The organism is Pseudomonas sp. NFPP24 (assembly GCF_900112095.1).
Classification (GTDB): Bacteria; Pseudomonadota; Gammaproteobacteria; order Pseudomonadales; family Pseudomonadaceae; genus Aquipseudomonas; species Aquipseudomonas extremorientalis.
In genome coordinates, this window is record NZ_FOKD01000003.1 from 526629 (window position 1) to 548590 (window position 21962).

Genomic DNA, 21962 nt, shown 5'->3' on the forward strand with positions numbered 1-21962 from the left:
CGGTTGTCACTCAGTTGTTGTACAGGTCGATGATCGCGCTGACCGCCTGGGTCTTGATCTTCGACGAGTCGTTGCGCGCCTGCTCGATCTTGTTCAGGTAGGCCTCATCAACGTCGCCTGTCACGTACTTGCCGTCGAACACCGCGCAGTCGAACTGCTCGATCTTGATCTTGCCACCACCGACCGCTTCGATCAGGTCTGGCAGGTCCTGGTAGATCAACCAGTCGGCGCCGATCAGGTCGGCCACGTCCTGTGTCGAACGGTTGTGTGCGATCAGCTCGTGGGCGCTCGGCATGTCGATGCCGTACACGTTCGGGTAACGCACGGCAGGCGCTGCGGAACAGAAGTACACGTTCTTCGCACCGGCTTCGCGGGCCATCTGGATGATCTGCTTGCAGGTGGTGCCGCGCACGATGGAGTCATCCACCAGCATCACGTTCTTGCCGCGGAATTCCAGCTCGATGGCATTGAGCTTCTGGCGTACCGACTTCTTGCGCGCTGCCTGGCCCGGCATGATGAAGGTGCGGCCGATGTAGCGGTTCTTCACGAAGCCTTCGCGAAACTTGACGCCCAGGTGATTGGCCAGTTCCAGCGCGGCGGTGCGGCTGGTGTCCGGGATCGGGATCACTACGTCGATGTCGTGCTCCGGGCGCTCGCGCAGGATCTTCTCGGCCAGCTTCTCGCCCATGCGCAGACGCGCCTTGTAGACCGAAACGCCGTCGATGATCGAATCCGGACGCGCCAGGTAGACGTGTTCGAAGATGCACGGGGTGAGCTTCGGCGCCACGGCGCACTGACGGGTGTGCAGCTTGCCGTCTTCAGTGATGTACACCGCTTCGCCCGGCGCAAGATCGCGAATCAGGGTGAAGCCCAGCACGTCCAGGGACACACTTTCGGAAGCGATCATGTACTCGACGCCTTCGTCGGTGTGACGCTGGCCGAACACGATCGGGCGGATGCCGTGCGGGTCACGGAAACCGACGATGCCATAGCCGGTGACCATGGCCACTACCGCGTAACCACCGACGCAACGGTTATGCACGTCAGTAACGGCGGCGAATACGTCTTCTTCGGTCGGCTGCAGCTTGCCACGCTGGGCCAGCTCGTGGGCGAACACGTTGAGCAGCACTTCCGAGTCGGAACTGGTGTTGACGTGGCGCAGGTCAGATTCGTAGATCTCCTTGGCCAGTTGTTCAACGTTGGTCAGGTTGCCGTTGTGCGCCAGGGTGATGCCGTAAGGCGAGTTGACGTAGAAAGGTTGAGCTTCGGCCGACGTCGAGCTACCGGCAGTCGGATAACGCACATGGCCAATGCCCATATGCCCGACCAGACGCTGCATGTGACGCTGATGGAACACGTCACGTACCAGACCATTGTCCTTGCGCAGGAATAACCGGCCGTCGTGGCTGGTCACAATACCGGCAGCGTCCTGGCCGCGGTGCTGGAGGACGGTTAGCGCGTCATACAGCGCCTGATTGACGTTCGACTTACCGACGATACCGACGATGCCACACATGCGACGCAACCCCTACTTAATGAATCTTGACTGAACACAACTTACTGAGGCGTTTTGGCCGGCAAGAGGTGTTCCTTGAACGGAAGATCAGCGGGTACGCTGATTCCGCTGGCCAGCCACTGACTGCTCCACCCCAGAATGAGGTTCTTGGACCAGTCTGCAACCAATAGAAATTTTGGCACGAGTACCGACTCCTGCCACCACGAATCCTGCTGTACCGGCCCCAGGCTCAAGAGCCCGACCGCCACGACCACCAGCAACGCGCCACGCGCGGCGCCGAAGGCCATGCCGAGAAATCGATCGGTCCCGGAGAGGCCGGTGACACGTATCAACTCGCCAATAAGATAATTGACCATTGCCCCCACCAGCAGCGTGGCGATGAACATGATGGCGCAGCCCGCGATGACGCGAGCCGAAGGTGTCTCGATGTATCCGGCCAGGTAGACCGACAATGAACCACCGAACATCCAGGCTACGACTCCTGCGATGATCCAGGTCAGCAACGACAGTGCTTCTTTGACGAAGCCGCGGCTTAGACTGATCAAAGCGGAGATGGCGACGATTGCAACAATCGCCCAATCAACCCAGGTAAATGGCACGTTGGAGCCTACGGACAGATGAGGCGGCGCATTTTAGCAGAGCGTCGGGCTATCGGTAAGCTGTGATTGTGGCTGCCTTGCAAATCAGTAGTTTGGGACGAGCAAATCCGCTTTCAACCCCGCTCAGGCTGGAACCGGGTCACGAAACCCTTGAGGTTCTGCTGGCGATCCAGCAAATCCCGCAGGCGGTCTGCCTCGGCACGCTCGATCAGCGGCCCGATAAACACCCGGTTCTTGCCATCGGCACTACGGATATAGGCGTTGTAGCCTTGGCTACGCAGCTTCTTTTGCAACGCGTCGGCGCCCTCGCGGCTGCCCAGGCTGGCCACCTGGATCGACCAACTGATCGGCAAGCCATTCGGATCGATGCGGCTCTGGCCGACATCCGGCTTGCCCGGCGCGGCGGGCTGCGGCGCTACCGGCTTGGGCGCAGGTGCCGGCGCAGCAGGCTTGGCCGCTACGGTCGGCGCGGGCGCCGGCTTGACCACCGGCACGCTCGGCTGCACCGGCATCGACGGCGCTTGCTGCGCGGCTACCTGAGCATCAGTCGGCACCGGTTCCTCCTCCGGCAAGGCCTGAGGCTCTGGAACCACCACTGGCTCAACCTGCACCTGAGGCACCGTGGGCGCCTGGGGCGCGGCCGGCGCCTCGACAACGACCTGACGCTCTTCATCCTGGCGAGAAAACAGCATTGGCAGGAAGATCACCGCCAATGCCACCAGCACCAGGGCACCGACCATTCGCTGCTTGTATGCGCTATCCAGTAATGCCATGTGCAGCTTCCTCCGTGGAGCGCCGGGCTAACCACTCAAGCGCCTCGGCAACACAATAAAATGACCCGAACAACAGAATCTCATCGTCGGGCGTGGCAATGGCGCACTGTGCTTCAAGGGCATCGGTCACGCTTGCATACGACGTCACCGGCGCAGCAAGGTTCTGCAAGGCCGCTTCCAGCTCGGTGGCCGGGCGGCTGCGCGGTGTATCCAGCGGCGCGACGGCCCAGGCCTGGACACTGCCCAGCAAGGGCGCGACCACCCCTTCCAGGTCCTTGTCGGCCAGCAGACCGAACACAGCCAAGCGACGACCGACCGGCGGCGTACGTGACAGACGCTGCGCCAGGTACTCGGCCGCATGGGGGTTATGCCCCACGTCCAGCAGCAGGTTCAGGCGCTTGCCCTGCCATTCGAATTCACGTCGGTCCAGACGCCCTACCACGCGAGTCGCCAGCAAGGTGGCCGCGATCTGTTCGGCATTCCACGGCAGATCCAGCAGCAGATAGGCTTGCAGCGCGAGCGCGGCGTTTTCCATCGGTAGATTCAGCAGCGGCAGGCCGCTCAGCTCGACAACCTGGCCACGGGCATCACGCCCACGCCACTGCCAGTCAAAGGCGCCGATCTCGAGATTGAATTCGCGGCCACGCAGGAATAATGGGCAATCCAGCTCACGCACCTTGTCCAGCAAGGTGTGCGGAGGGTCGATATCACCACATAACGCCGGCTTGCCCTGGCGGAAGATTCCGGCCTTTTCATAGGCCACGGACTCACGGGTATTGCCAAGATAGTCGGCGTGGTCCACGCCAATACTGGTGATCAACGCCAAATCGGCATCCACCACGTTGACCGTATCCAGGCGCCCACCCAAGCCGACTTCCAGCACGACCACATCCAGTTGCGCACGCTCGAACAGCCAGAACGCCGCCAGGGTGCCCATCTCGAAGTAAGTCAGGGAGATCTCGCCCCGGCCCGCATCGAGTGCGGCGAAGGCTTCGCAGAGTTGCTCATCCGTGGCTTCGACACCGTTGAGCTGCACCCGCTCGTTATAACGCAGCAGGTGCGGGGAATTGTAGACGCCGACTTTCAGCCCCTGGGCCTGCAGCAGCGCCGCGACAAAGGCACAGGTAGAGCCTTTGCCGTTGGTGCCGGTCACCGTGATCACTCGCGGCGCCGGGCGGCCCAACCCGAGGCGGGCCGCTACCTGTTGCGAGCGCTCCAGGCCCATGTCGATGGCGGACGGATGCAACTGCTCAAGGTAGGCGAGCCACTCGCCCAGGGTACGTTGGGTCATAGGTTTGCAGGCACCGGCGGCACGACGATCGGCTCGACTTTAGGCGCGACGTACACCGGAGTCGGCAGGCCCATCATTTGCGCCAGCAGGTTGCCCAGGCGTGGACGCAGCTCACCGCGCGGGATGATCAGGTCGATCGCACCGTGCTCCAGCAGAAACTCGCTGCGCTGGAAACCTTCCGGCAGTTTTTCACGCACGGTCTGCTCGATCACGCGCGGGCCGGCAAAGCCGATCAGCGCCTTGGGCTCGCCGACGATCACGTCACCCAGCATCGCCAGGCTGGCGGAAACGCCGCCGTAGACCGGGTCGGTCAGCACGGAGATGAACGGGATGCCTTCTTCACGCAGGCGTGCCAGGACCGCAGAAGTCTTGGCCATTTGCATCAGGGAGATCAGGGCTTCCTGCATGCGCGCACCACCGGAGGCCGCGAAGCAGATCATCGGGCAACGGTTTTCCAGGGCATAGTTGGCGGCGCGGACAAAGCGCTCACCGACGATGGCGCCCATGGAGCCACCCATGAAGGAGAACTCGAATGCCGACACCACGACCGGCATGCCCAGCAGCTTGCCGCTGACGGAAATCAGGGCGTCTTTCTCACCGGTCTGCTTTTGCGCAGCGGTCAGGCGGTCCTTGTACTTCTTGCCATCACGGAACTTCAGACGGTCAACCGGCTCCAGGTCGGCGCCCAACTCGTTACGGCCTTCGGCGTCGAGGAAGATGTCGATGCGGGCGCGGGCGCCGATACGCATGTGGTGGTTGCACTTGGGGCAAACGTCCAGGGTCTTTTCCAGCTCCGGGCGGTACAGCACCGCGTCGCAGGACGGGCACTTGTGCCACAGACCTTCAGGAACCGAGCTTTTCTTCACCTCGGAACGCATGATCGAAGGGATCAGTTTGTCTACTAACCAGTTGCTCATGCTTTCTTTCTCCAGTACCGGTGGCTTGAACACAGCCCCGCGTATGCCCTTGAGCTAAATTCATATATGGCGATGACACAGGCTGGACGGGGTCAGACGTTCGACCGGCCTTTTCCTGCCTGTATCCTCAGCCTTCCAGACAACCTGCCAGCGCAGGGTTGCCACTTCGTTTCCGGGCCACCACAGGCGGCGCCGGGCTGTTTTACACAGTGGTAGTTATGGACGGCGGCAGACTGCCAGCCGTCACATTGCACCCCTGCTGTTGCGCACAGCCTGCATGAATGCGCGAATCTTGCTGTGATCCTTGATGCCCTTGCCCTGCTCCACCCCACCGCTGACATCCACGGCATACGGCCGCACTTGTTCGATTGCCGCCCCGACATTTGCAGGGTTGAGCCCGCCGGCCAGGATGATCGGCTTGCTCAAGCCTGCGGGAATCAGCGACCAGTCGAACGCTTCGCCAGTACCGCCGGGTACGCCTTCGACATAGGTGTCCAGCAAAATCCCGCGGGCACTGCCGTAGGCGGAACACGCCGCCGCAATATCATCCCCGGCCTTGACGCGCAACGCCTTGATATACGGCCGCTGGTAACTTTCACATTCCTCAGGCGTTTCGTCGCCATGGAACTGCAACATGTCCAAGGGTACGGCATCCAGGGTTTCGTTGAGCTCGCAGCGACTGGCATTGACGAACAGACCCACGGTGGTCACGAACGGCGGCAATGCGGCGATGATCGCTCGCGCCTGCAGCACGTTCACCGCCCGTGGGCTCTTGGCATAAAACACGAAACCGATGGCATCCGCCCCTGCCTCGACCGCCGCCAGCGCGTCTTCTATGCGGGTAATCCCGCAAATCTTGCTGCGAACGGCTGACATGTCGTGGAAACCTCCAGGGTTGGACCGAGAAAGCCCCGGATGGTAACAAAAGCTTTTCCGGGCGTCAGCCGCCAAGTTCGCTGAAACCTGTGAGGAAGTGTGGTCCGATGAAACGCTCCGGCAACTCGAACTCGTCTCGGTACTCCACATCCACCAGGTACAGGCCGAACGGGTGTGCCGTGACCCCTCCCGTGCGACGAACGCGGCTTTCCAGCACTTCCCTGGCCCACTCTACCGGACGCTCGCCAGTGCCGATGGTCATCAGCACCCCGGCGATGTTGCGCACCATGTGATGCAGGAAGGCCCCGGCACGGATATCCAGCACGATCATCTTGCCATGACGAGTCACCCGCAGGTGGTGGACCTCCTTGATCGGCGACTTGGCCTGGCACTGGCCGGCACGGAAGGCGCTGAAATCATGCACACCCACCAGGTGCTGCGCGGCCTCGGCCATGCGCTCGGCGTCCAGCGGGCGGTGGTTCCAGGTAATTTCTTCGTTAAGGTGCGCCGGGCGGATCTGGTCGTTGTAGATCACATAGCGATAGCGCCGGGCGATGGCCTTGAAACGCGCATGAAAATGCGCCGGCATGACCTTGGCCCAACTGACGCTGACGTCATGGGGCAAATTGATATTTGCGCCCATCACCCAGGCCTTCATTGACCGCTCGGCCTGAGTGTCAAAGTGCACCACCTGGCCACACGCATGCACACCGGCGTCGGTACGCCCGGCGCACATCAGCGATACCGGTGAATCGGCGACTTTCGACAGGGCGTTCTCCAGGGTCTCCTGCACCGTCAGCACGCCGGACGCCTGACGCTGCCAGCCGCGATAGCGCGAGCCCTTGTATTCCACGCCCAAGGCGATGCGGTAAAAGCCTGCGGCCGCCATTTCGGCGGTCGGGTTATCTATATTTGCCAAGAACTGAGAGCCTGATGAGTTGCGCGAAGGCGGCCATTATGCCGGTTTGCAGGGGAGCCCACAAAAGCAAAACGGCGACCCGAAGGCCGCCGCTGTTTGAACAACGGGCTGTCAAGCCAACCGACCGAGCATTTCCTTGGCCTCGCCGCGTTGAACCTCATCGCCTTCGGTCAACACTTCGGAAAGGATATCCCGCGCGCCGTCCGCATCGCCCATGTCGATATAGGCCTGGGCCAGGTCGAGCTTGGTAGCCACCTCATCCGTGCCGGAGAGGAAGTCGAATTCCGGCTCATCATCGCCCAACGCCGCGTCTTCTGCGGTAAAGGACGGCTCGATGGACGGATGTTCCAGGCTCTGGGACAGGCGATCCAGCTCGGCGTTGACATCATCCAGTTCCGACGTGAAAGCATCGGGCTTGGCGGCCGCTTCCGGCTCATCGGCCAAGGACAGGTCGAAGTCTTCCGGCAAGTCGAAGTCGTCCAACGCCGCAGGCGTGAGGGTCGGCGGCTCGACGGCCGGCACGTCCTTCATCTGCTCTTCCAGGCCCGAGAGGAAGTCGTCGTCGGATTGTGCCGAAGCCGGGGCATCCAGTTGCAGGTCGAGATCGAAGTCCGACAAGTCGTCCGTAGCGGCCTTGGCTTCGGTCTGCTGCTGCAACAGCGACTCGAAGGTCTGCTGATCGTCCTTGATCTGAGCCGGGGAAGCTTCTTCAAGATCGTCCAGGCTGAGATCGAAATCAGTGTCAAAGGCCTCCGGCTGCGCAGGCGCCGGTTTGTCTTCGAGCAAATCCTTGACGTATTGAGCATCCAGGGCAGCAGCCGCCACGGCGGCACTGACACCCGCCGCCAACACGGCCATGGCCGGGAAGCGACTCTTGAGCTGCTCGACCTGGGCGTGGTTTTCACCATTGGCCACCAGTTGACGCTCCTGGGTCACGAAACCGTCCTTGTCGTTTTGCAGGCCGTAGACTTCCATCAGTTTCAAGCGCAGGTCGCTGCGCTTGGGCTCATGCTTGATCGCTTGCTCCAGCACGTCGGCGGCCTGGTTCAGGTGACCACGATCGATATGAGACTGGGCCTGGGCCAGCGCATCGTTTGAATTCACCGGAGCCACGGCAACCGCCAGCGGCGCAAGTACGGAAGCAACAGTCGGCACAACAGCCGCCGGTTCAACCACCGGAGCCGGGGCCGGTGCGGCGGCCAGCTTTACGCTGGGCGGCGGCGTCTCCAGGCCTTCGAAGCTGCTCGGCGGCAGGTCGTCATGAAGGTTAGAGGTGAACTCCGGCTCTTCAGCCAGGGCCCGCGCCATGCGCAGGTGTTTTTCCTCTTCGCGGCGCGCATTGCGATGGCGCGCCCATAACAGCAGGAGCAGCAGCACCAGCAAGCCCGCCGCACCACCGATCACACCGAGAACAATCGGGTTGGTCAGCAGTTCATTGAATTTGCCGTCGGCGCTGGCCGGTGCCGCGTCCGCCTTGACCGGCTCAGGCGCTGGCGCGACGGGTGCAGGGGTGACAGCCTCGGGCTTGGCAGGCGCGGCGGATGGCTCGCCTGCCAACTGCGCGGGCATCGCGGCAGTCGCCGGAGCAGCCGGAACACCCTTTTCAGCCTGCAAGCGGGCGAGCTGATCATTTTTCAGTTGAATCAGTTTTTGCAGCTTGTCCAACTGGCTTTGCAGGTCTGCCGCGCGGCTTTTCAGCTCTTCGTTGTCGCGACGGGTGGTGTCCAGTTGCTCCTGGGTCATCGCCAGCTTGTCGCTGAGTGCCGCGCTGTCGCCCGCCTTGCCCTTGGCGCCCTTCTTGGCGGCCTCGGCCGACACCAGGCTCAGGTTGTCTTTGGTGTTGGTACTTGCGGGCGCGTTACCGGCCTGGGTGCGCTTGGTGGCGTCCAGTTGCTGCTTGCCCGCTGCCGGGTTGGTGGCGGCGCGTCGGCCCTGGCGCCAGGCGGCATTTTGCGCGCTCACCTCAGCAATTGCCTGGGGTTGCGGCAGTGCAGTGCTTTGTACGGCATCCGGCAGACGCAGGACCTGGCCGGTTTTCAGCCGGTTGATATTGCCGTCGATGAACGCATCCGGGTTCAGCGCCTGGATCGCCAGCATGGTCTGCTGCACGGAGCCGCCATTACGGTGCTTCGCGGCGATTTCCCACAGGGTGTCGCGGGAGGTGGTGGTGTGCTGTGCCGGTTTGCTCGAGGCGGGCGCGGCGTTGGTCGGCGCAGCCAGACGCGGCGCAGGCGCGGCAGCGGTGGGTGCCGGCTGCTCGAACTTGGCCGGGTCGAGCAACACGCTGTAGTCACGCATCAAACGGCCATTAGGCCATTGCACCTGCAACAGGAAACGCACGTAGGAATCAGGCAACGGCTTGCTGGAGGTGACGCGCACCACGCTGCGGCCGTTTGGATTGACCACCGGGGTAAACGTCAGGTCATCGAGAAAAGCCTGGCGATCAACGCCCGCGTCCACAAATGCCTGGGACGAAGCCAGGCTTGGCGTGATCTCGGAGGCCGTGAGGCCACCGACATCGAGCAATTCGATTTCCACCGCCAACGGCTGGTTCAACTTCGACTTGAGGGTCATCTCCCCCAGCTGCAGCGCCTGCGCCATACCGGAGGACAGCGCCGAGGCGGCCGCTATTGCTAACACCAGTTTGCGAACTTGAACCATAGCCTCATCCTTTGTTTGAACACTCCCCGGCCTGCGAGAAGGTTGGTAACCGCTGCCATAAGGCATGGCGAGCCGATAGGTCACCGACGCGCAACTTTTCCTGCCTGGGACCAAGCATAGCGCTTGGCTAGAATCAATCTACAAATTGCCGCCAAGTATCTTTTACGCAAGGCCTTTTATCAACAACTGCGCCAGCTGCACGGCATTCAGTGCGGAGCCTTTGCGTACGTTATCTGACGTCAGCCACAGATTTAGTTCCGCCGGGTCATCCACACCTGCCCGGACGCGACCGACGTAGACCACATCCTGGCCCACTGCATCGCCGACGGCTGTAGGAAAATCCCCTTCATCCACAAGCTCGATGCCCGGCGCAGCGTCAAGTGCGCGGCTCACCGCCGCCAGATCAACCGCCGCCCCCAGTTGCAAGGACACTGTCAGGCTATCGCCAAAAAACACCGGGGCTTGAACGCAGGTTGCGGAAATCTTTAGCAAAGGTAATTCCAGCACTGCACGCAATTCGTGGACCAGGCGTTTTTCCAGGACCGTATGCCCCTGGGCGTCTGGCGTGCCAACCTGAGCCAACAGGTTGAAGGCGACCTGTCGATCAAAGAACTTCGGCTCCAGCGGGCGCATATTCAGCAGCTCGGCGGTTTGCCGGGCCAGTTCGCTGACAGCTTCACGCCCCTGGGCCGACATCGCCAGGCTGGCGGTGACGCTCACCCGCTGGATATCCAGCAAGCCCCGCAAAGGCGCCAGCACCACCGCCAGGTTGGTCGCTGACGGGCTGGGGCTGCCGAGCTGGAACGGCTTCTTCAGCCCCTCCAGCACGTGGGCATTGGCCTCCGGCACCACGTGCGGAGCCTGCGTGGCCGGCAAGGCGCCGGACAAGTCGATCACCGAGCACCCAGCCGCCGTGGCACGCGGCGCAAAACTCAGGGTGACCGCCGGCCCCGCCGCAAAGAACGCCAACTGCGCCTTGCTGAAGTCAAATTCGTCGACTTCCTTGACCCGCACATTCTTGCCACGAAAGGGCACGGAGGCGCCGGCCGAGTTGTTGCCCGCCAGCAAATACAGAGTGCCCACCGGAAAATCCAACTCTTCCAGGATCTGCACCAGGGTTTCGCCGACGGTGCCGGTGGCGCCGATCACGGCGATTTCAAAGGTCTGGGTCATGGGGGCTGCCTCGGGCATTGCGGGGGGAGCGGCACTTTACCGGGTGGTGGGGGGTGAGGCAATTAAGCTGGCATTTGTGGTAGGGCTGATGGCCTTATCGGGGGCAAGCCCCCTCCCACACTCGAACGGGTTCGCAGGTCAAAATGTGGGAGGGGGCTTGCCCCCGATGAGGCCCGACCAAACAACAAAAAACCCGCGCCTGTCACCAGAACGCGGGTTTTCATCATTGCCTCACGCGATCAACGCTCCAGCAAGATCCGCAACATGCGGCGCAGCGGCTCGGCCGCGCCCCACAGCAACTGGTCGCCCACGGTGAACGCACCGAGGAACTGGCTGCCCATGTTCAGTTTACGCAGACGACCCACCGGTACATTCAGGGTGCCGGTGACCTTGGTCGGGCTCAGCTCCTGCATGCTGATATCACGGTTGTTCGGCACCAGCTTGACCCACGGGTTGTGCTGGCTGATCAACGCTTCGATATCGGTGATCGGCACGTCTTTGTTCAGCTTGATGGTCAGCGCCTGGCTGTGGCAGCGCATCGCGCCGATGCGCACGCAGATGCCGTCCACCGGGATCGGGCTCTTGAAGCGGCCGAGGATCTTGTTGGTCTCGGCCTGGGCCTTCCACTCTTCGCGGCTCTGGCCGTTCGGCAGTTCCTTGTCGATCCATGGGATCAGGCTACCGGCCAACGGCACGCCGAAGTTTTCGGTCGGGTAGGCATCGCTGCGCATCGCTTCGGCCACGCGGCGGTCGATGTCGAGGATCGCGCTGGCCGGGTCGGCCAGTTGATCGGCGACTGCGGCGTGGGTCGCACCCATCTGCTTGATCAGCTCACGCATGTTCTGCGCGCCGGCCCCAGAGGCCGCCTGATAGGTCATGGCACTCATCCACTCGACCAGGCCAGCTTCGAACAAGCCGCCCAGGCCCATCAGCATCAGGCTGACGGTGCAGTTGCCGCCGACGTAGTTCTTGGTGCCGGCATCCAGCTGCTGGTCAATGACCTTGCGGTTCACCGGGTCGAGGATGATCACCGCGTCGTCCTGCATGCGCAGGCTCGAGGCGGCGTCAATCCAGTAACCCTGCCAGCCGGCTTCGCGCAGCTTGGGGAAGACTTCGCTGGTGTAGTCGCCACCCTGACAGGTCAGAATCACGTCGAGGGTTTTCAGCTCTTCAATGTTGTAGGCGTCCTTGAGCGGAGCAATATCCTTGCCCACGGACGGCCCCTGGCCACCCACATTCGAAGTGGTGAAAAACACCGGCTCGATAAGATCGAAATCCTGCTCTTCCAGCATCCGCTGCATGAGCACGGAACCGACCATACCGCGCCAACCGATCAGACCTACACGTTTCATCGCAACTACACCTTGTTAAAAAGTGGGCCGCCTTGCAGCAACAACTGCAAGCGGGCCCGAGAGATTACAGATTCCGCAGCGCGGCGACTACTGCGTCGCCCATTTCTTGCGTACCGACCTTGGTGCAACCCTGCGACCAGATGTCGCCGGTGCGCAACCCCTGATCCAGCACCAGGCTCACGGCCTTCTCGATGGCATCCGCCGCGTCGCTCAGGTTGAAGCTGTAACGCAGCATCATCGACACCGACAAAATGGTCGCCAGCGGGTTGGCAATGCCCTGGCCCGCGATGTCTGGCGCCGAACCGTGGCAAGGCTCGTACATGCCCTTGTTGTTGGTGTCCAGGGACGCCGACGGCAGCATGCCGATGGAACCGGTGAGCATCGACGCCTGGTCGGACAGGATGTCGCCGAACAGGTTGTCGGTGACGATCACGTCGAACTGCTTCGGCGCACGCACCAGTTGCATGGCGGCGTTGTCGACGTACATGTGGCTCAGTTCGACGTCCGGGTAGTCCTTGGCCACTTCTTCGACGATTTCGCGCCACAGTTGGCTGGAGGCCAGTACGTTGGCCTTGTCCACCGAGCAGACCTTCTTGCCACGCACGCGGGCCATGTCGAAGCCGACACGGGCGATACGGCGGATTTCACTCTCGCTGTACGGCAGGGTGTCGTAGGCCTGGCGCTCGCCATTTTCCAACTCGCGCACGCCGCGTGGCGAGCCGAAGTAGATACCGCCGGTCAGCTCGCGCACGATCAGGATATCCAGGCCCGCGACCACTTCCGGCTTGAGGCTCGAGGCGTCGGCCAGTTGCGGGTAGAGGATCGCCGGGCGCAGGTTGCCGAACAGGCCCAGTTGGGCACGGATTTTCAGCAGGCCGCGCTCAGGGCGGATGTCACGTTCGATCTTGTCCCATTTCGGGCCGCCCACGGCGCCGAGCAGTACGGCGTCGGCCGCACGCGCACGCTCCAGGGTCTCATCGGCCAGCGGTACACCATGCTTGTCGATGGCCGCGCCGCCGATCACGTCGTGGCTCAGCTCGAAACCCAGGCTGTACTTGCTGTTGGCGAGTTCCAGCACCTTGACCGCTTCGGCCATGATTTCCGGACCAATACCGTCGCCAGGGAGAATCAGAATCTGCTTGCTCATGCGTTCCTCATTTCATCAAGCGACCCGCCCGTGGGCAGGTCGGGAAAAATCAATCAGCGTTCGGCAAAGACCACCAGCACGTCGGTGCTGAAGGTGCCGTCGGCCTGAATTTCGTAATAATCGCGCACTTCCTGACCCATCGACTTTTGCAGCTCGAGGATCGCCGCGCGCAGCACCTGCGGCGTGCGCATGCGCTCGACCCACGAGGTGTATTCCAGGCGCAGGCGCTGGCGACTGCTGGTTCGTACATGCAGACCGGATTCGCTGAGCTGCTGCATCCACTCGGCGGCAGAGTAATCGCGCACGTGGCTGGTGTCGCGCAGCACTTCGACGGTTTGCAGGTAAGTGTCCAACAGCGGGCTGCCCGGTGACAAGACATCGACGAAGGCCGCCACGCCACCCGGCTTGAGCACCCGGCGCACTTCACGCAGGGCCAGGCCGAGGTCGCTCCAGTGGTGGGCCGAATAACGGCTGAACACGAAGTCGAACTCGCCATCGGCGAACGGCAGGCGCTCAGCGGCGCCGTTCACGGTGCGGATATTGTCCAGGCCACGGTCCGTCGCAGCGGCGGCAACCACGTCGAGCATCTGCTGGGACAGGTCGTAGGCGACCACTTCCTTGACCAGCGGCGCGACGTGAAAGCTGACATGACCGGCACCGCAGCCCAGGTCCAGCAGTCGCGCACTGCCCTGCCCGGCCAGTTCGGCCTGGAGCAGCGCGAATTCGGTGCCCTGGGCGTGCACGGCACTGCTCAGGTAGGCGCGGGCTTGCTCGCCGAATTGTTTTTGCACGACTTGGGTGTGGGCGGTGGTGGTCATGGTGGTTTCCTTGGGTTTTGGGGTGTTGGTACTGGCGCTATCGCAGGCAAGCCAGCTCCCACAGTCGGAATGCATTCCAATGTGGGAGTCGGGCTTGCCCGCGATGGGGCCCGCACGGTTACCGCCAATCAGGCATCGCGAAACAACCAAGGCTGGCTCGCCCGGTGCCTGGCTTCAAACGCGGCAATCGCATCGCCGTCCTGCAAGGTCAGGCCGATATCGTCCAGGCCGTTGATCAGGCAGTGCTTACGGAACGCATCCACTTCAAAGTGATACACCTTGCCGTCTGGACGGGTCACAGTCTGCGCGGCCAGGTCGACGGTCAGTTGGTAGCCCTCTTCGGCCTCGACCTGCTTGAACAGCTCGTCCACTTCGGCATCGCTCAAGATGATCGGCAGCAGGCCGTTCTTGAAGCTGTTGTTGAAGAAGATGTCGGCATAGCTCGGCGCGATGATGCTGCGAAAGCCATACTCTTCCAGGGCCCATGGCGCGTGTTCACGGCTGGAACCGCAGCCGAAGTTTTCCCGGGCCAGCAAGACGCTGGCGCCCTGGTAACGCTCGGCATTGAGCACGAAGTCCTTGTTCAGCGGGCGCTTGGAGTTGTCCTGGTAGGCGTAGCCCACATCCAGGTAGCGCCACTCGTCGAACAGGTTCGGGCCGAAGCCGGTGCGCTTGATCGACTTCAAGAACTGCTTGGGAATGATCTGGTCGGTGTCGACGTTGGCGCGATCCAAAGGGGCGACAAGGCCGGTGTGTTGGGTAAAAGCACGCATCGGGTATTCCTCAGATCAATTCGCGAACGTCGATGAAACGACCGTTGACGGCAGCGGCGGCGGCCATGGCCGGGCTGACCAGGTGGGTACGCCCACCGGCGCCCTGACGCCCTTCGAAGTTACGGTTGGAGGTGGACGCGCAGTGCTCACCCGACTCCAGGCGGTCCGGGTTCATCGCCAGGCACATGGAGCAGCCCGGCTCACGCCATTCAAAACCGGCTTCGAGGAAAATCTTGTCCAGGCCTTCGGCTTCAGCCTGCGCCTTGACCAGGCCCGAGCCCGGCACCACGATGGCTTGCTTGATAGTCGAAGCCACTTTGCGGCCCTTGGCGATCACCGCCGCGGCACGCAGGTCTTCGATCCGCGAGTTGGTGCAGGAACCGATGAACACGCGATCCAACTGAATGTCGGTAATCGCCTGGTTAGCCTTCAAGCCCATGTACTTCAAGGCGCGCTCAATGGAGCCGCGCTTGACCAGGTCGGTTTCCTGCGCGGGGTCCGGCACGTTCTGGTCGACGGCCAGGACCATCTCCGGCGAGGTACCCCAGCTGACTTGCGGCTTGATCTGGGCAGCGTCCAGCTCGACCACAGTGTCAAACACCGCATCGGCATCGGAGACCAGGTCTTTCCAGGCTTGCACAGCGGCGTCCCAATCTTTGCCTTGTGGGGCAAATGGACGGCCCTTGACGTATTCAACGGTCTTTTCGTCCGCCGCCACCATGCCCACGCGGGCACCGGCTTCGATGGACATGTTGCAGATGGTCATGCGGCCTTCGATGGACAGGTCGCGAATCGCGCTGCCGGCGAACTCGATGGCATGGCCGTTACCGCCGGCGGTGCCGATCTTGCCGATCACGGCGAGCACGATGTCCTTGGCGGTCACGCCGAACGGCAACTGGCCTTCGACTTTAACCAACATGTTCTTCATCTTTTTGGCGACCAGGCACTGGGTGGCGAACACATGTTCCACCTCGGAGGTGCCGATGCCGTGGGCCAAGGCGCCGAACGCACCGTGGGTGGACGTATGGGAGTCGCCGCACACCACGGTCATGCCCGGCAAGGTGGCGCCCTGCTCCGGGCCGATCACGTGCACGATGCCTTGACGCACGTCATTCATCTTGAATTCAGTGATGCCATATTCGTCGCAGTAGTCATCGAGGGTCTGCACCTGCAAACGCGACACCTGGTCGGCAATGGCTTCGATGCCGCCCTTGCGCTCAGGGGTGGTCGGCACGTTGTGGTCCGGGGTGGCGATGATGGAGTCGACGCGCCAAGGCTTGCGCCCGGCCAGCCGCAGGCCTTCGAACGCTTGGGGCGAGGTCACTTCATGGATGATGTGCCGGTCGATATAGATCAGCGACGAACCATCGTCGCGCCGTTTCACTTCATGGGAATCCCAAAGCTTGTCGTAAAGCGTTTTGCCGGCCATCAGTCGGTCCTCATCAGCGGTGTTTCTCTATGCCGGGCTTTTCAATAACCCTTTGGCTTGTGAGGCTGATGGTATGGCGCTACATTAAATAACTCAAATTCATATTTTTTATGCTTTGGATTACCAACTGGAATACACCATGGACTTGGCCAACCTCAATGCCTTTATCGCCATCGCCGAGACCGGCAGCTTCTCCGGTGCCGGTGAGCGCCTGCACCTGACCCAGCCGGCCATCAGCAAGCGCATTGCCGGCCTGGAGCAACAATTGAAGGTGCGCCTGTTCGATCGCCTGGGCCGTGAAGTCGGCCTGACGGAGGCCGGACGGGCCTTGCTGCCACGCGCCTATCAGATCCTCAACGTGCTGGACGACACGCGCCGCGCACTCACCAACCTCACCGGCGAAGTCAGCGGGCGCCTGACCCTGGCCACCAGCCACCATATCGGCCTGCATCGCCTGCCGCCGGTGCTGCGCGCCTTCACCCGGGCATACCCGAATGTGGCGCTGGATATTCAGTTCCTCGATTCGGAAGTGGCCTACGAAGAAATCCTCCACGGCCGCGCCGAAGTGGCGGTGATCACCCTGGCGCCCGATCCCCACAACCTGGTGCGCGCCACCCCGGTGTGGGACGACCCACTGGATTTCGTGGTGGCGCCAGAGCACAGCCTGATCAGCAACGGCCACGTCAACCTGGCCGATATTGCCGGCCACCCGGCGGTGTTCCCCGGCGGCAACACCTTCACCCACCATATCGTCAGCCGGTTGTTCGAGGCCCAGGGCCTCACGCCGAATATCGCGATGAGCACCAACTACCTGGAAACGATCAAGATGATGGTGTCGATCGGCCTGGCCTGGAGCGTCTTGCCGCGCACCATGCTCGATGATCAGGTGGCAAGTATCGCTTTGCCGGGCATACAGCTCAGTCGCCAGCTAGGCTATATCGTGCACACCGAAAGGACGCTGTCGAATGCTGCGCGGGCCTTCATGAGCCTATTGGATGCACAGGTCGATCTGCCAGGGATACCGGCATGAAACCGTGCGGCCTCAAGGTCTGAACTGTACCGCGCCATACGCCCATCGAGCCAAGGCCCTTTGATAATGCGCAACCCCGTCGACTCCGTGCCACCCCTGCCCCGCATTTACGCCCTGGACCCCCAAGAGGCGGAACAAAGCTGGGACAGTGCCCCGCAACTGCTGGCCGCGCTCAATGCTGCCCGGCTGGGCGCCTGGTGCTGGGAAATCGACACCGGCAGGATAAGCTGGTCGCGGGGCACCCAGGCGCTGTTCGGCTTTGACCCGCGCCAGCCACTGCCCAAGGACCTGGACTATCTGGACCTGCTGGCACCGGCGGATCGCGCCAGGGTGGTACGGGCCTTTCATGCGGTGCTGGCGGGCGAGCCGTTCGAGCAGGCCATGCACCACCGTATCCAATGGCCTGACGGCAGCTTCCACTGGCTGGAAATCAACGGCAGCCTGTTACCGGACAAGTCCGGACGCCGACGCATGATCGGCGTGATCCGCGAAATCACCCACCAACGCGAGCGGGAAAGCGCCCTCAGCCACTCCGAAAAGCGCTTCGCCACGCTGTTTCACCTGTGCCCGAACATGGTTCTGCTGACCCGCCAGTCCGACGGGTTGATCAGCGAGGCCAACCAGTACTTCGAAATGCTCTTCGGCTGGCCGGTCGCCGATGCCATCGGCCGCACCACCCTGGACCTGGGCCTGTGGCGTCATCCCGAACAGCGTGCACAACTGGTCAAGGCCACCCAGCGCAAGGGCCTGACCATCACCATGGAGGTGCAGTTCTGCGCCAGCAACGGCCAGATCCACGACGGCACCCTCAGCGCACAAAGGGTCGAGCTGGAGGGCGAGGCCTATCTGATCAGCACGTTTCTGGACACCACCGAACGCAAATTAGCCGAGCAGGCCCTCAAGGACAGCCAGGAACGCCTCGACCTGGCCCTGGACTCGGCGCAACTGGGCACCTGGGACTGGCACATCCCCACCGGCATGCTCTACGGCTCGGCCCGCGCCGCCCAATTGCACGGCCTGCCGCCGGAGCCGTTCCATGAGTTCTTCGACGCCTTCTTTGACGGAATGCCCAATGACGAGCGCGAGAGCATGCGCAACGCTTATCGCACCCTGCGCGAAGGCCCGGCCGGCAACTATCAGCTGACGTATCGCGTGCCCATGGAAGACGGCAGCTCACGCTACCTCGAAAGCCGCGCCCGCCTGTACCGCGATGAGCACGGCGCGCCCCTGCGTATGGCCGGCACTCTGCTGGATATCACCGACCAGGTGGAACGCGAACAACGCCTGACCGCTTCCGAAGAAAAATTTGCCAGCCTGTTCCAGGCCAGCCCGGACCCGATCTGCGTCACCTGCCTGGAGGGCGGCGCGTTTATCGAGATCAACCCCGCGTTTACCCAGACCTTCGGCTGGACGGCCGCCGAGGTCATCGACAAAAGCGCCGAAGAGATCGGCCTGTGGGACGAGTCGAGCAAGCGCCTGCAGCGTATCGAGCGGGTGATCCGCGAGCAGGCATTGAACAATGTGGCGATCGTGGTGCATCACAAGAGCGGCCAAAGCCTGACCTGCGTGATATCCAGCCGCCTGATCAAGGTGGGCGACCAGTCGTGCATCGTCACCACGCTGCGCGATATCACCCAGCAGCAGCGCTCGGAAGCGGCGCTCAAGGCCAGCGAAGAGAAGTTCGCCAAGGCCTTCCATTCCAGCCCAGACGCCATTTCCATCACTGAGCGCGACACCGGTCGATATGTGGAGGTCAACGACGGCTTCTGCCGCCTGACCGGCTACCGCGCCGAGGAAGCCATTGGCCTGACGCTGTATCAGATCGGCATCTGGGCCGATGAAAACCAGCGCGCCGCGCTGCTGGCCGAGTTGCAGATCAAGGGCCGCATTCATCACCTGGAAATGCTCTGGCACAACAAGCGCGGCGAGTTGCTGGCGGTGGAAGTCTCGGTGGAGCCCATCACGCTGAATGAAACCCCGTGCCTGTTGCTGACCGCCCGCGATGTGAGCCTGCTGAAAAACGCCCAGGCGCAGATCCGCCACCTGGCCTATCACGACCCGCTGACCAACCTGCCCAACCGCGCCCTGTTGATGGACCGCCTGAGCCAGCAGATCGCCTTGCTCAAGCGCCACAATTTGCGCGGCGCACTGCTGTTCCTCGACCTCGACCACTTCAAGCACATCAATGATTCCCTCGGCCACCCGGTGGGCGACACCGTGTTGAAGATTGTCACCGCGCGCCTGGAAGCCAGCGTGCGCATGGAAGACACCGTGGCGCGCCTGGGGGGAGATGAGTTCGTGGTGCTGCTCAGCGGCCTGGAAGGCTCGCGCATGGAAGTCAGTGGCCAGGTGCAGGAGTTGGCCGACACCCTGCGTGAGTTGCTCTCGGAGCCGATGTTCCTGGACGGTCATCGCCTGCAGGTCACGCCAAGCATTGGCGTGGCATTGATTCCCGATCACGGCTCCACGCCAGCGGACTTGCTCAAGCGTGCCGACATCGCCCTGTATCGCGCCAAGGATTCAGGGCGCAACACCACGCAGATGTTCCACAACAGTATGCAAAAAACCGCCAGCGAACGCCTGCGCATGGAGACAGACTTGCGCCTGGCCTTATCACGTGGCGAGTTCAGCGTGCATTACCAACCCCAGGTGGACGCGCGGGGCAACAAGATCGTCGGCGCCGAGGCCCTGGTACGCTGGCAACACCCGCAGTTGGGCGCTCAGTCACCTTCCGAATTCATCAAGGTGCTGGAAGACAGCGGCCTGATCCTTGAAGTGGGCACCTGGATCCTGGATGAGGCCTGCGCGGCCTTTCAACAACTGATCCACGAAGGCTTGGTAGACCCACTGAATTTCAGCCTGTGCGTGAATATCAGCCCCCGGCAGTTTCGCCAGAACGACTTCGTGGAGCGGGTGGAGCGCAGCCTCAAGCAACATCAGTTGCCGTTCAGCCTTTTGAAACTGGAGATCACCGAAGGCATCGTGATCCAGAACCTGGACGACACCATCAGCAAAATGCGCCGCCTGAAAAAACTCGGCGTGAGTTTTGCCATGGACGACTTCGGCACCGGCTATTCATCGCTCACTTACCTCAAGCGGCTGCCGGTGGATGCGCTGAAGATCGACCAGTCCTTTGTGCGCGACGCGACCCATGACCCCAACGACGCTGAAATCATCCGTGCGATTGTGGCAATGGCCCGCAGCCTGAACCTGGAAGTGATCGCCGAAGGCGTGGAAACCCCGGAGCAACTGGCATTCCTGCAAAAACTGGGCTGCCATTTGTTCCAGGGTTATTTGCATAGCCGACCCTTGCCGATCGAGGGATTCCGGCAACTGTTGAAGTAGCCCCTCACACCAGCTTCAATGCCCACATTGCTCTATCGGACCACCCCGATGAGGTCAAGCCGAGCTTTTGGCCGTGGTTATCCACCGATCCGCTGACTGCCACCACCGAATGGGTATTGTCAGCGAGCGTGCCAATGGCGCCTTTGGCCAACTCTTGCGCAGTGCTCTGCCGCACGTAGGCAGACAACCCCAACCTGCGCAACGCCTGGCCTGGCGCTTCTCCATCGTTCAACGAGTGCATGGCGTCCTCGAAACTGCGGCCAGCACGCATGTCGTTGTTCTCCATTTGCGCACGCTTGGCGCTGACGGCATACAAGAAATTGGCATCATCCTTGAGCGCCTGGTCAGAACCTTCCAGTTTTGACCCATGCTCGGCCTTGCGCCGCTCTTCATGGCTCAGAAACACCTTGTAGCCATCACGCATGATCACCTCAAAACCACCGGGTACAGCGCTGATACTTTTGTAAATGCCCGCGGGATTCTGACCAAACCTCATCATCGCGACTTTGATCGCCGACACCGTGACACAATTACCTGCGGCACCTTGATAAAAGCCGCTCCATATATTCTTGGGTTTCATGCCCACCGGCATCTGTGAAACAACCGTGTTACTGCCATTCGGCGAAGCCGTATCGGGTTGGGTTTTGTCGTTGAACAAACGGTAGCCGTACCCGCGGTCAACACGGCGTCTATCGTTGTAGTCGTGCCTGACGCCATCGAGAACAAACGCACTGCCTCGGCTATGCGTCTCGAGTACACCCGCCCCCCCATCACCCACCATCTGATGTGCCGGAACATATTGCGACAGCCCGTACACACCCATGCCCTGCAGCCCTCGCAGCGTCGTCTCACCCTGCAGAGTGTCAGCCAGAGCCTCCTCAAAGCGGGGATAGCCGCCCATCACCTGCTTGCGTTTAACATAGGCGGCGAGCGCGACGTTGGCGCTGTCGACTGCGTCGCTGTCTGCGCCGGTGAAACGGGAGGCGCGCCTTGTCTGTTCGAGTTCGTGGTGGGAAATCTTTCCCTTGAACTCATCCTTCATGGTGAAGGCATACCCCCCGGCAGCCGGTGTGAACCGGGCAAACATGTCTTCAGGTCTTGGCCCAAAGGTTGCCATCATCACCTTGATGACCGCCGCAAGGGTGCTGGTATCAAAGTTCTCGCCAAAATGACGCCGAGAAGCCTCAAAGCCGACGCCCTTTGCGGTCGGTTTGGCAACCGCCTGCTCCGTAGCGTGGGTAACGTGCCTGTAGTCCGGTGAATTCCCCCAGCCGACAGGAGGAGCAAAGACAGCAAAGGTCATAAACCCTCCGAAACCAAATTGAATGAGTGAAAAAACGCTG

At 62.0% G+C, this 21962-nt stretch carries 17 protein-coding genes; 2 read left to right on the top strand and 15 right to left on the bottom strand.

Translation table 11 applies throughout. The features are described 5' to 3' along the window. Positions 1-10: 10 nt before the first annotated feature. From purF to leuC, 14 genes are all read right to left on the bottom strand, one after another. Entirely contained in the window at positions 11-1516 is a 1506-nt protein-coding gene (gene purF, locus BM026_RS09335) for an amidophosphoribosyltransferase (RefSeq protein WP_058426877.1), read from the bottom strand. A 41-nt stretch (positions 1517-1557) separates the two neighbouring features. Further along, positions 1558-2115: a CvpA family protein gene (locus BM026_RS09340; RefSeq protein ID WP_003192538.1), complete on the bottom strand. Its 558-nt coding sequence runs from the start codon at positions 2113-2115 to the stop codon at positions 1558-1560. A 113-nt stretch (positions 2116-2228) separates the two neighbouring features. Continuing rightward, positions 2229-2888: an SPOR domain-containing protein gene (locus BM026_RS09345; RefSeq protein WP_092250359.1), complete on the bottom strand. Its 660-nt coding sequence runs from the start codon at positions 2886-2888 to the stop codon at positions 2229-2231. Further along, complete coding sequence (gene folC / locus BM026_RS09350) at positions 2872-4179, bottom strand: bifunctional tetrahydrofolate synthase/dihydrofolate synthase (protein WP_093528225.1); 1308 nt, start codon at positions 4177-4179, stop codon at positions 2872-2874. Before folC ends, BM026_RS09345 begins: the two co-directional genes overlap by 17 nt. After that, positions 4176-5096, bottom strand: a complete 921-nt coding sequence (accD, locus tag BM026_RS09355; protein WP_025856447.1) for an acetyl-CoA carboxylase, carboxyltransferase subunit beta — start codon at positions 5094-5096, stop codon at positions 4176-4178. Before accD ends, folC begins: the two co-directional genes overlap by 4 nt. Before the next feature lie 243 nt (positions 5097-5339). Continuing rightward, complete coding sequence (locus BM026_RS09360; RefSeq protein WP_093528227.1) at positions 5340-5972, bottom strand: phosphoribosylanthranilate isomerase; 633 nt, start codon at positions 5970-5972, stop codon at positions 5340-5342. Between the two features lie 64 nt (positions 5973-6036). Continuing rightward, entirely contained in the window at positions 6037-6861 is an 825-nt protein-coding gene (gene truA, locus BM026_RS09365) for a tRNA pseudouridine(38-40) synthase TruA (RefSeq protein WP_071492219.1), read from the bottom strand. A 141-nt stretch (positions 6862-7002) separates the two neighbouring features. After that, on the bottom strand, positions 7003-9552 hold the full coding sequence (locus BM026_RS09370) for a FimV/HubP family polar landmark protein (protein WP_093528230.1): 2550 nt from the start codon (positions 9550-9552) through the stop codon (positions 7003-7005). 162 nt (positions 9553-9714) lie between these two features. Further along, on the bottom strand, positions 9715-10725 hold the full coding sequence (locus tag BM026_RS09375) for an aspartate-semialdehyde dehydrogenase (protein ID WP_093528233.1): 1011 nt from the start codon (positions 10723-10725) through the stop codon (positions 9715-9717). A 239-nt stretch (positions 10726-10964) separates the two neighbouring features. Then, positions 10965-12077 (bottom strand): aspartate-semialdehyde dehydrogenase, encoded by a 1113-nt coding sequence (gene asd, locus BM026_RS09380; protein WP_092250344.1) that lies wholly within the window; start codon positions 12075-12077, stop codon positions 10965-10967. Between the two features lie 64 nt (positions 12078-12141). Then, a complete protein-coding gene (leuB, locus tag BM026_RS09385; RefSeq protein WP_092250341.1) occupies positions 12142-13224 on the bottom strand; it encodes a 3-isopropylmalate dehydrogenase in 1083 nt (360 codons plus the stop codon). Positions 13225-13277: 53 nt separating this feature from the next. Further along, positions 13278-14042: a class I SAM-dependent methyltransferase gene (locus tag BM026_RS09390; protein WP_093513094.1), complete on the bottom strand. Its 765-nt coding sequence runs from the start codon at positions 14040-14042 to the stop codon at positions 13278-13280. A 128-nt stretch (positions 14043-14170) separates the two neighbouring features. Further along, positions 14171-14815, bottom strand: coding sequence for a 3-isopropylmalate dehydratase small subunit (gene leuD, locus BM026_RS09395; RefSeq protein WP_058426887.1), 645 nt, complete (start codon positions 14813-14815; stop codon positions 14171-14173). 10 nt (positions 14816-14825) lie between these two features. Continuing rightward, positions 14826-16244, bottom strand: coding sequence for a 3-isopropylmalate dehydratase large subunit (gene leuC / locus BM026_RS09400; protein ID WP_093124685.1), 1419 nt, complete (start codon positions 16242-16244; stop codon positions 14826-14828). 139 nt (positions 16245-16383) lie between these two features. Between leuC and BM026_RS09405 the strand changes: the two genes are divergently transcribed. Then, positions 16384-17274, top strand: a complete 891-nt coding sequence (locus BM026_RS09405; RefSeq protein WP_071492224.1) for a LysR family transcriptional regulator — start codon at positions 16384-16386, stop codon at positions 17272-17274. Between the two features lie 66 nt (positions 17275-17340). Then, positions 17341-20619, top strand: a complete 3279-nt coding sequence (locus tag BM026_RS09410; protein WP_092250332.1) for an EAL domain-containing protein — start codon at positions 17341-17343, stop codon at positions 20617-20619. A 4-nt stretch (positions 20620-20623) separates the two neighbouring features. Here the strand turns inward: BM026_RS09410 and BM026_RS09415 are convergent, their stop codons facing one another. Continuing rightward, on the bottom strand, positions 20624-21922 hold the full coding sequence (locus tag BM026_RS09415) for a hypothetical protein (protein WP_093528236.1): 1299 nt from the start codon (positions 21920-21922) through the stop codon (positions 20624-20626). Between the last annotated feature and the right edge of the window lie 40 nt (positions 21923-21962).

Coding starts and splice junctions, on each gene's coding strand:
- asd (WP_092250344.1), bottom strand. CDS start 12,077: ATGAAACGTGTAGGTCTGATCGGTTGGCGCGGTATGGTCGGTTCCGTG.
- BM026_RS09390 (WP_093513094.1), bottom strand. CDS start 14,042: ATGACCACCACCGCCCACACCCAAGTCGTGCAAAAACAATTCGGCGAG.
- folC (WP_093528225.1), bottom strand. CDS start 4,179: ATGACCCAACGTACCCTGGGCGAGTGGCTCGCCTACCTTGAGCAGTTG.
- BM026_RS09410 (WP_092250332.1), top strand. CDS start 17,341: ATGCGCAACCCCGTCGACTCCGTGCCACCCCTGCCCCGCATTTACGCC.
- purF (WP_058426877.1), bottom strand. CDS start 1,516: ATGTGTGGCATCGTCGGTATCGTCGGTAAGTCGAACGTCAATCAGGCG.
- BM026_RS09405 (WP_071492224.1), top strand. CDS start 16,384: ATGGACTTGGCCAACCTCAATGCCTTTATCGCCATCGCCGAGACCGGC.
- BM026_RS09345 (WP_092250359.1), bottom strand. CDS start 2,888: ATGGCATTACTGGATAGCGCATACAAGCAGCGAATGGTCGGTGCCCTG.
- accD (WP_025856447.1), bottom strand. CDS start 5,096: ATGAGCAACTGGTTAGTAGACAAACTGATCCCTTCGATCATGCGTTCC.
- BM026_RS09375 (WP_093528233.1), bottom strand. CDS start 10,725: ATGACCCAGACCTTTGAAATCGCCGTGATCGGCGCCACCGGCACCGTC.
- leuB (WP_092250341.1), bottom strand. CDS start 13,224: ATGAGCAAGCAGATTCTGATTCTCCCTGGCGACGGTATTGGTCCGGAA.
- BM026_RS09370 (WP_093528230.1), bottom strand. CDS start 9,552: ATGGTTCAAGTTCGCAAACTGGTGTTAGCAATAGCGGCCGCCTCGGCG.
- BM026_RS09360 (WP_093528227.1), bottom strand. CDS start 5,972: ATGTCAGCCGTTCGCAGCAAGATTTGCGGGATTACCCGCATAGAAGAC.
- truA (WP_071492219.1), bottom strand. CDS start 6,861: ATGGCGGCCGCAGGCTTTTACCGCATCGCCTTGGGCGTGGAATACAAG.
- leuC (WP_093124685.1), bottom strand. CDS start 16,244: ATGGCCGGCAAAACGCTTTACGACAAGCTTTGGGATTCCCATGAAGTG.
- BM026_RS09415 (WP_093528236.1), bottom strand. CDS start 21,922: ATGACCTTTGCTGTCTTTGCTCCTCCTGTCGGCTGGGGGAATTCACCG.
- leuD (WP_058426887.1), bottom strand. CDS start 14,815: ATGCGTGCTTTTACCCAACACACCGGCCTTGTCGCCCCTTTGGATCGC.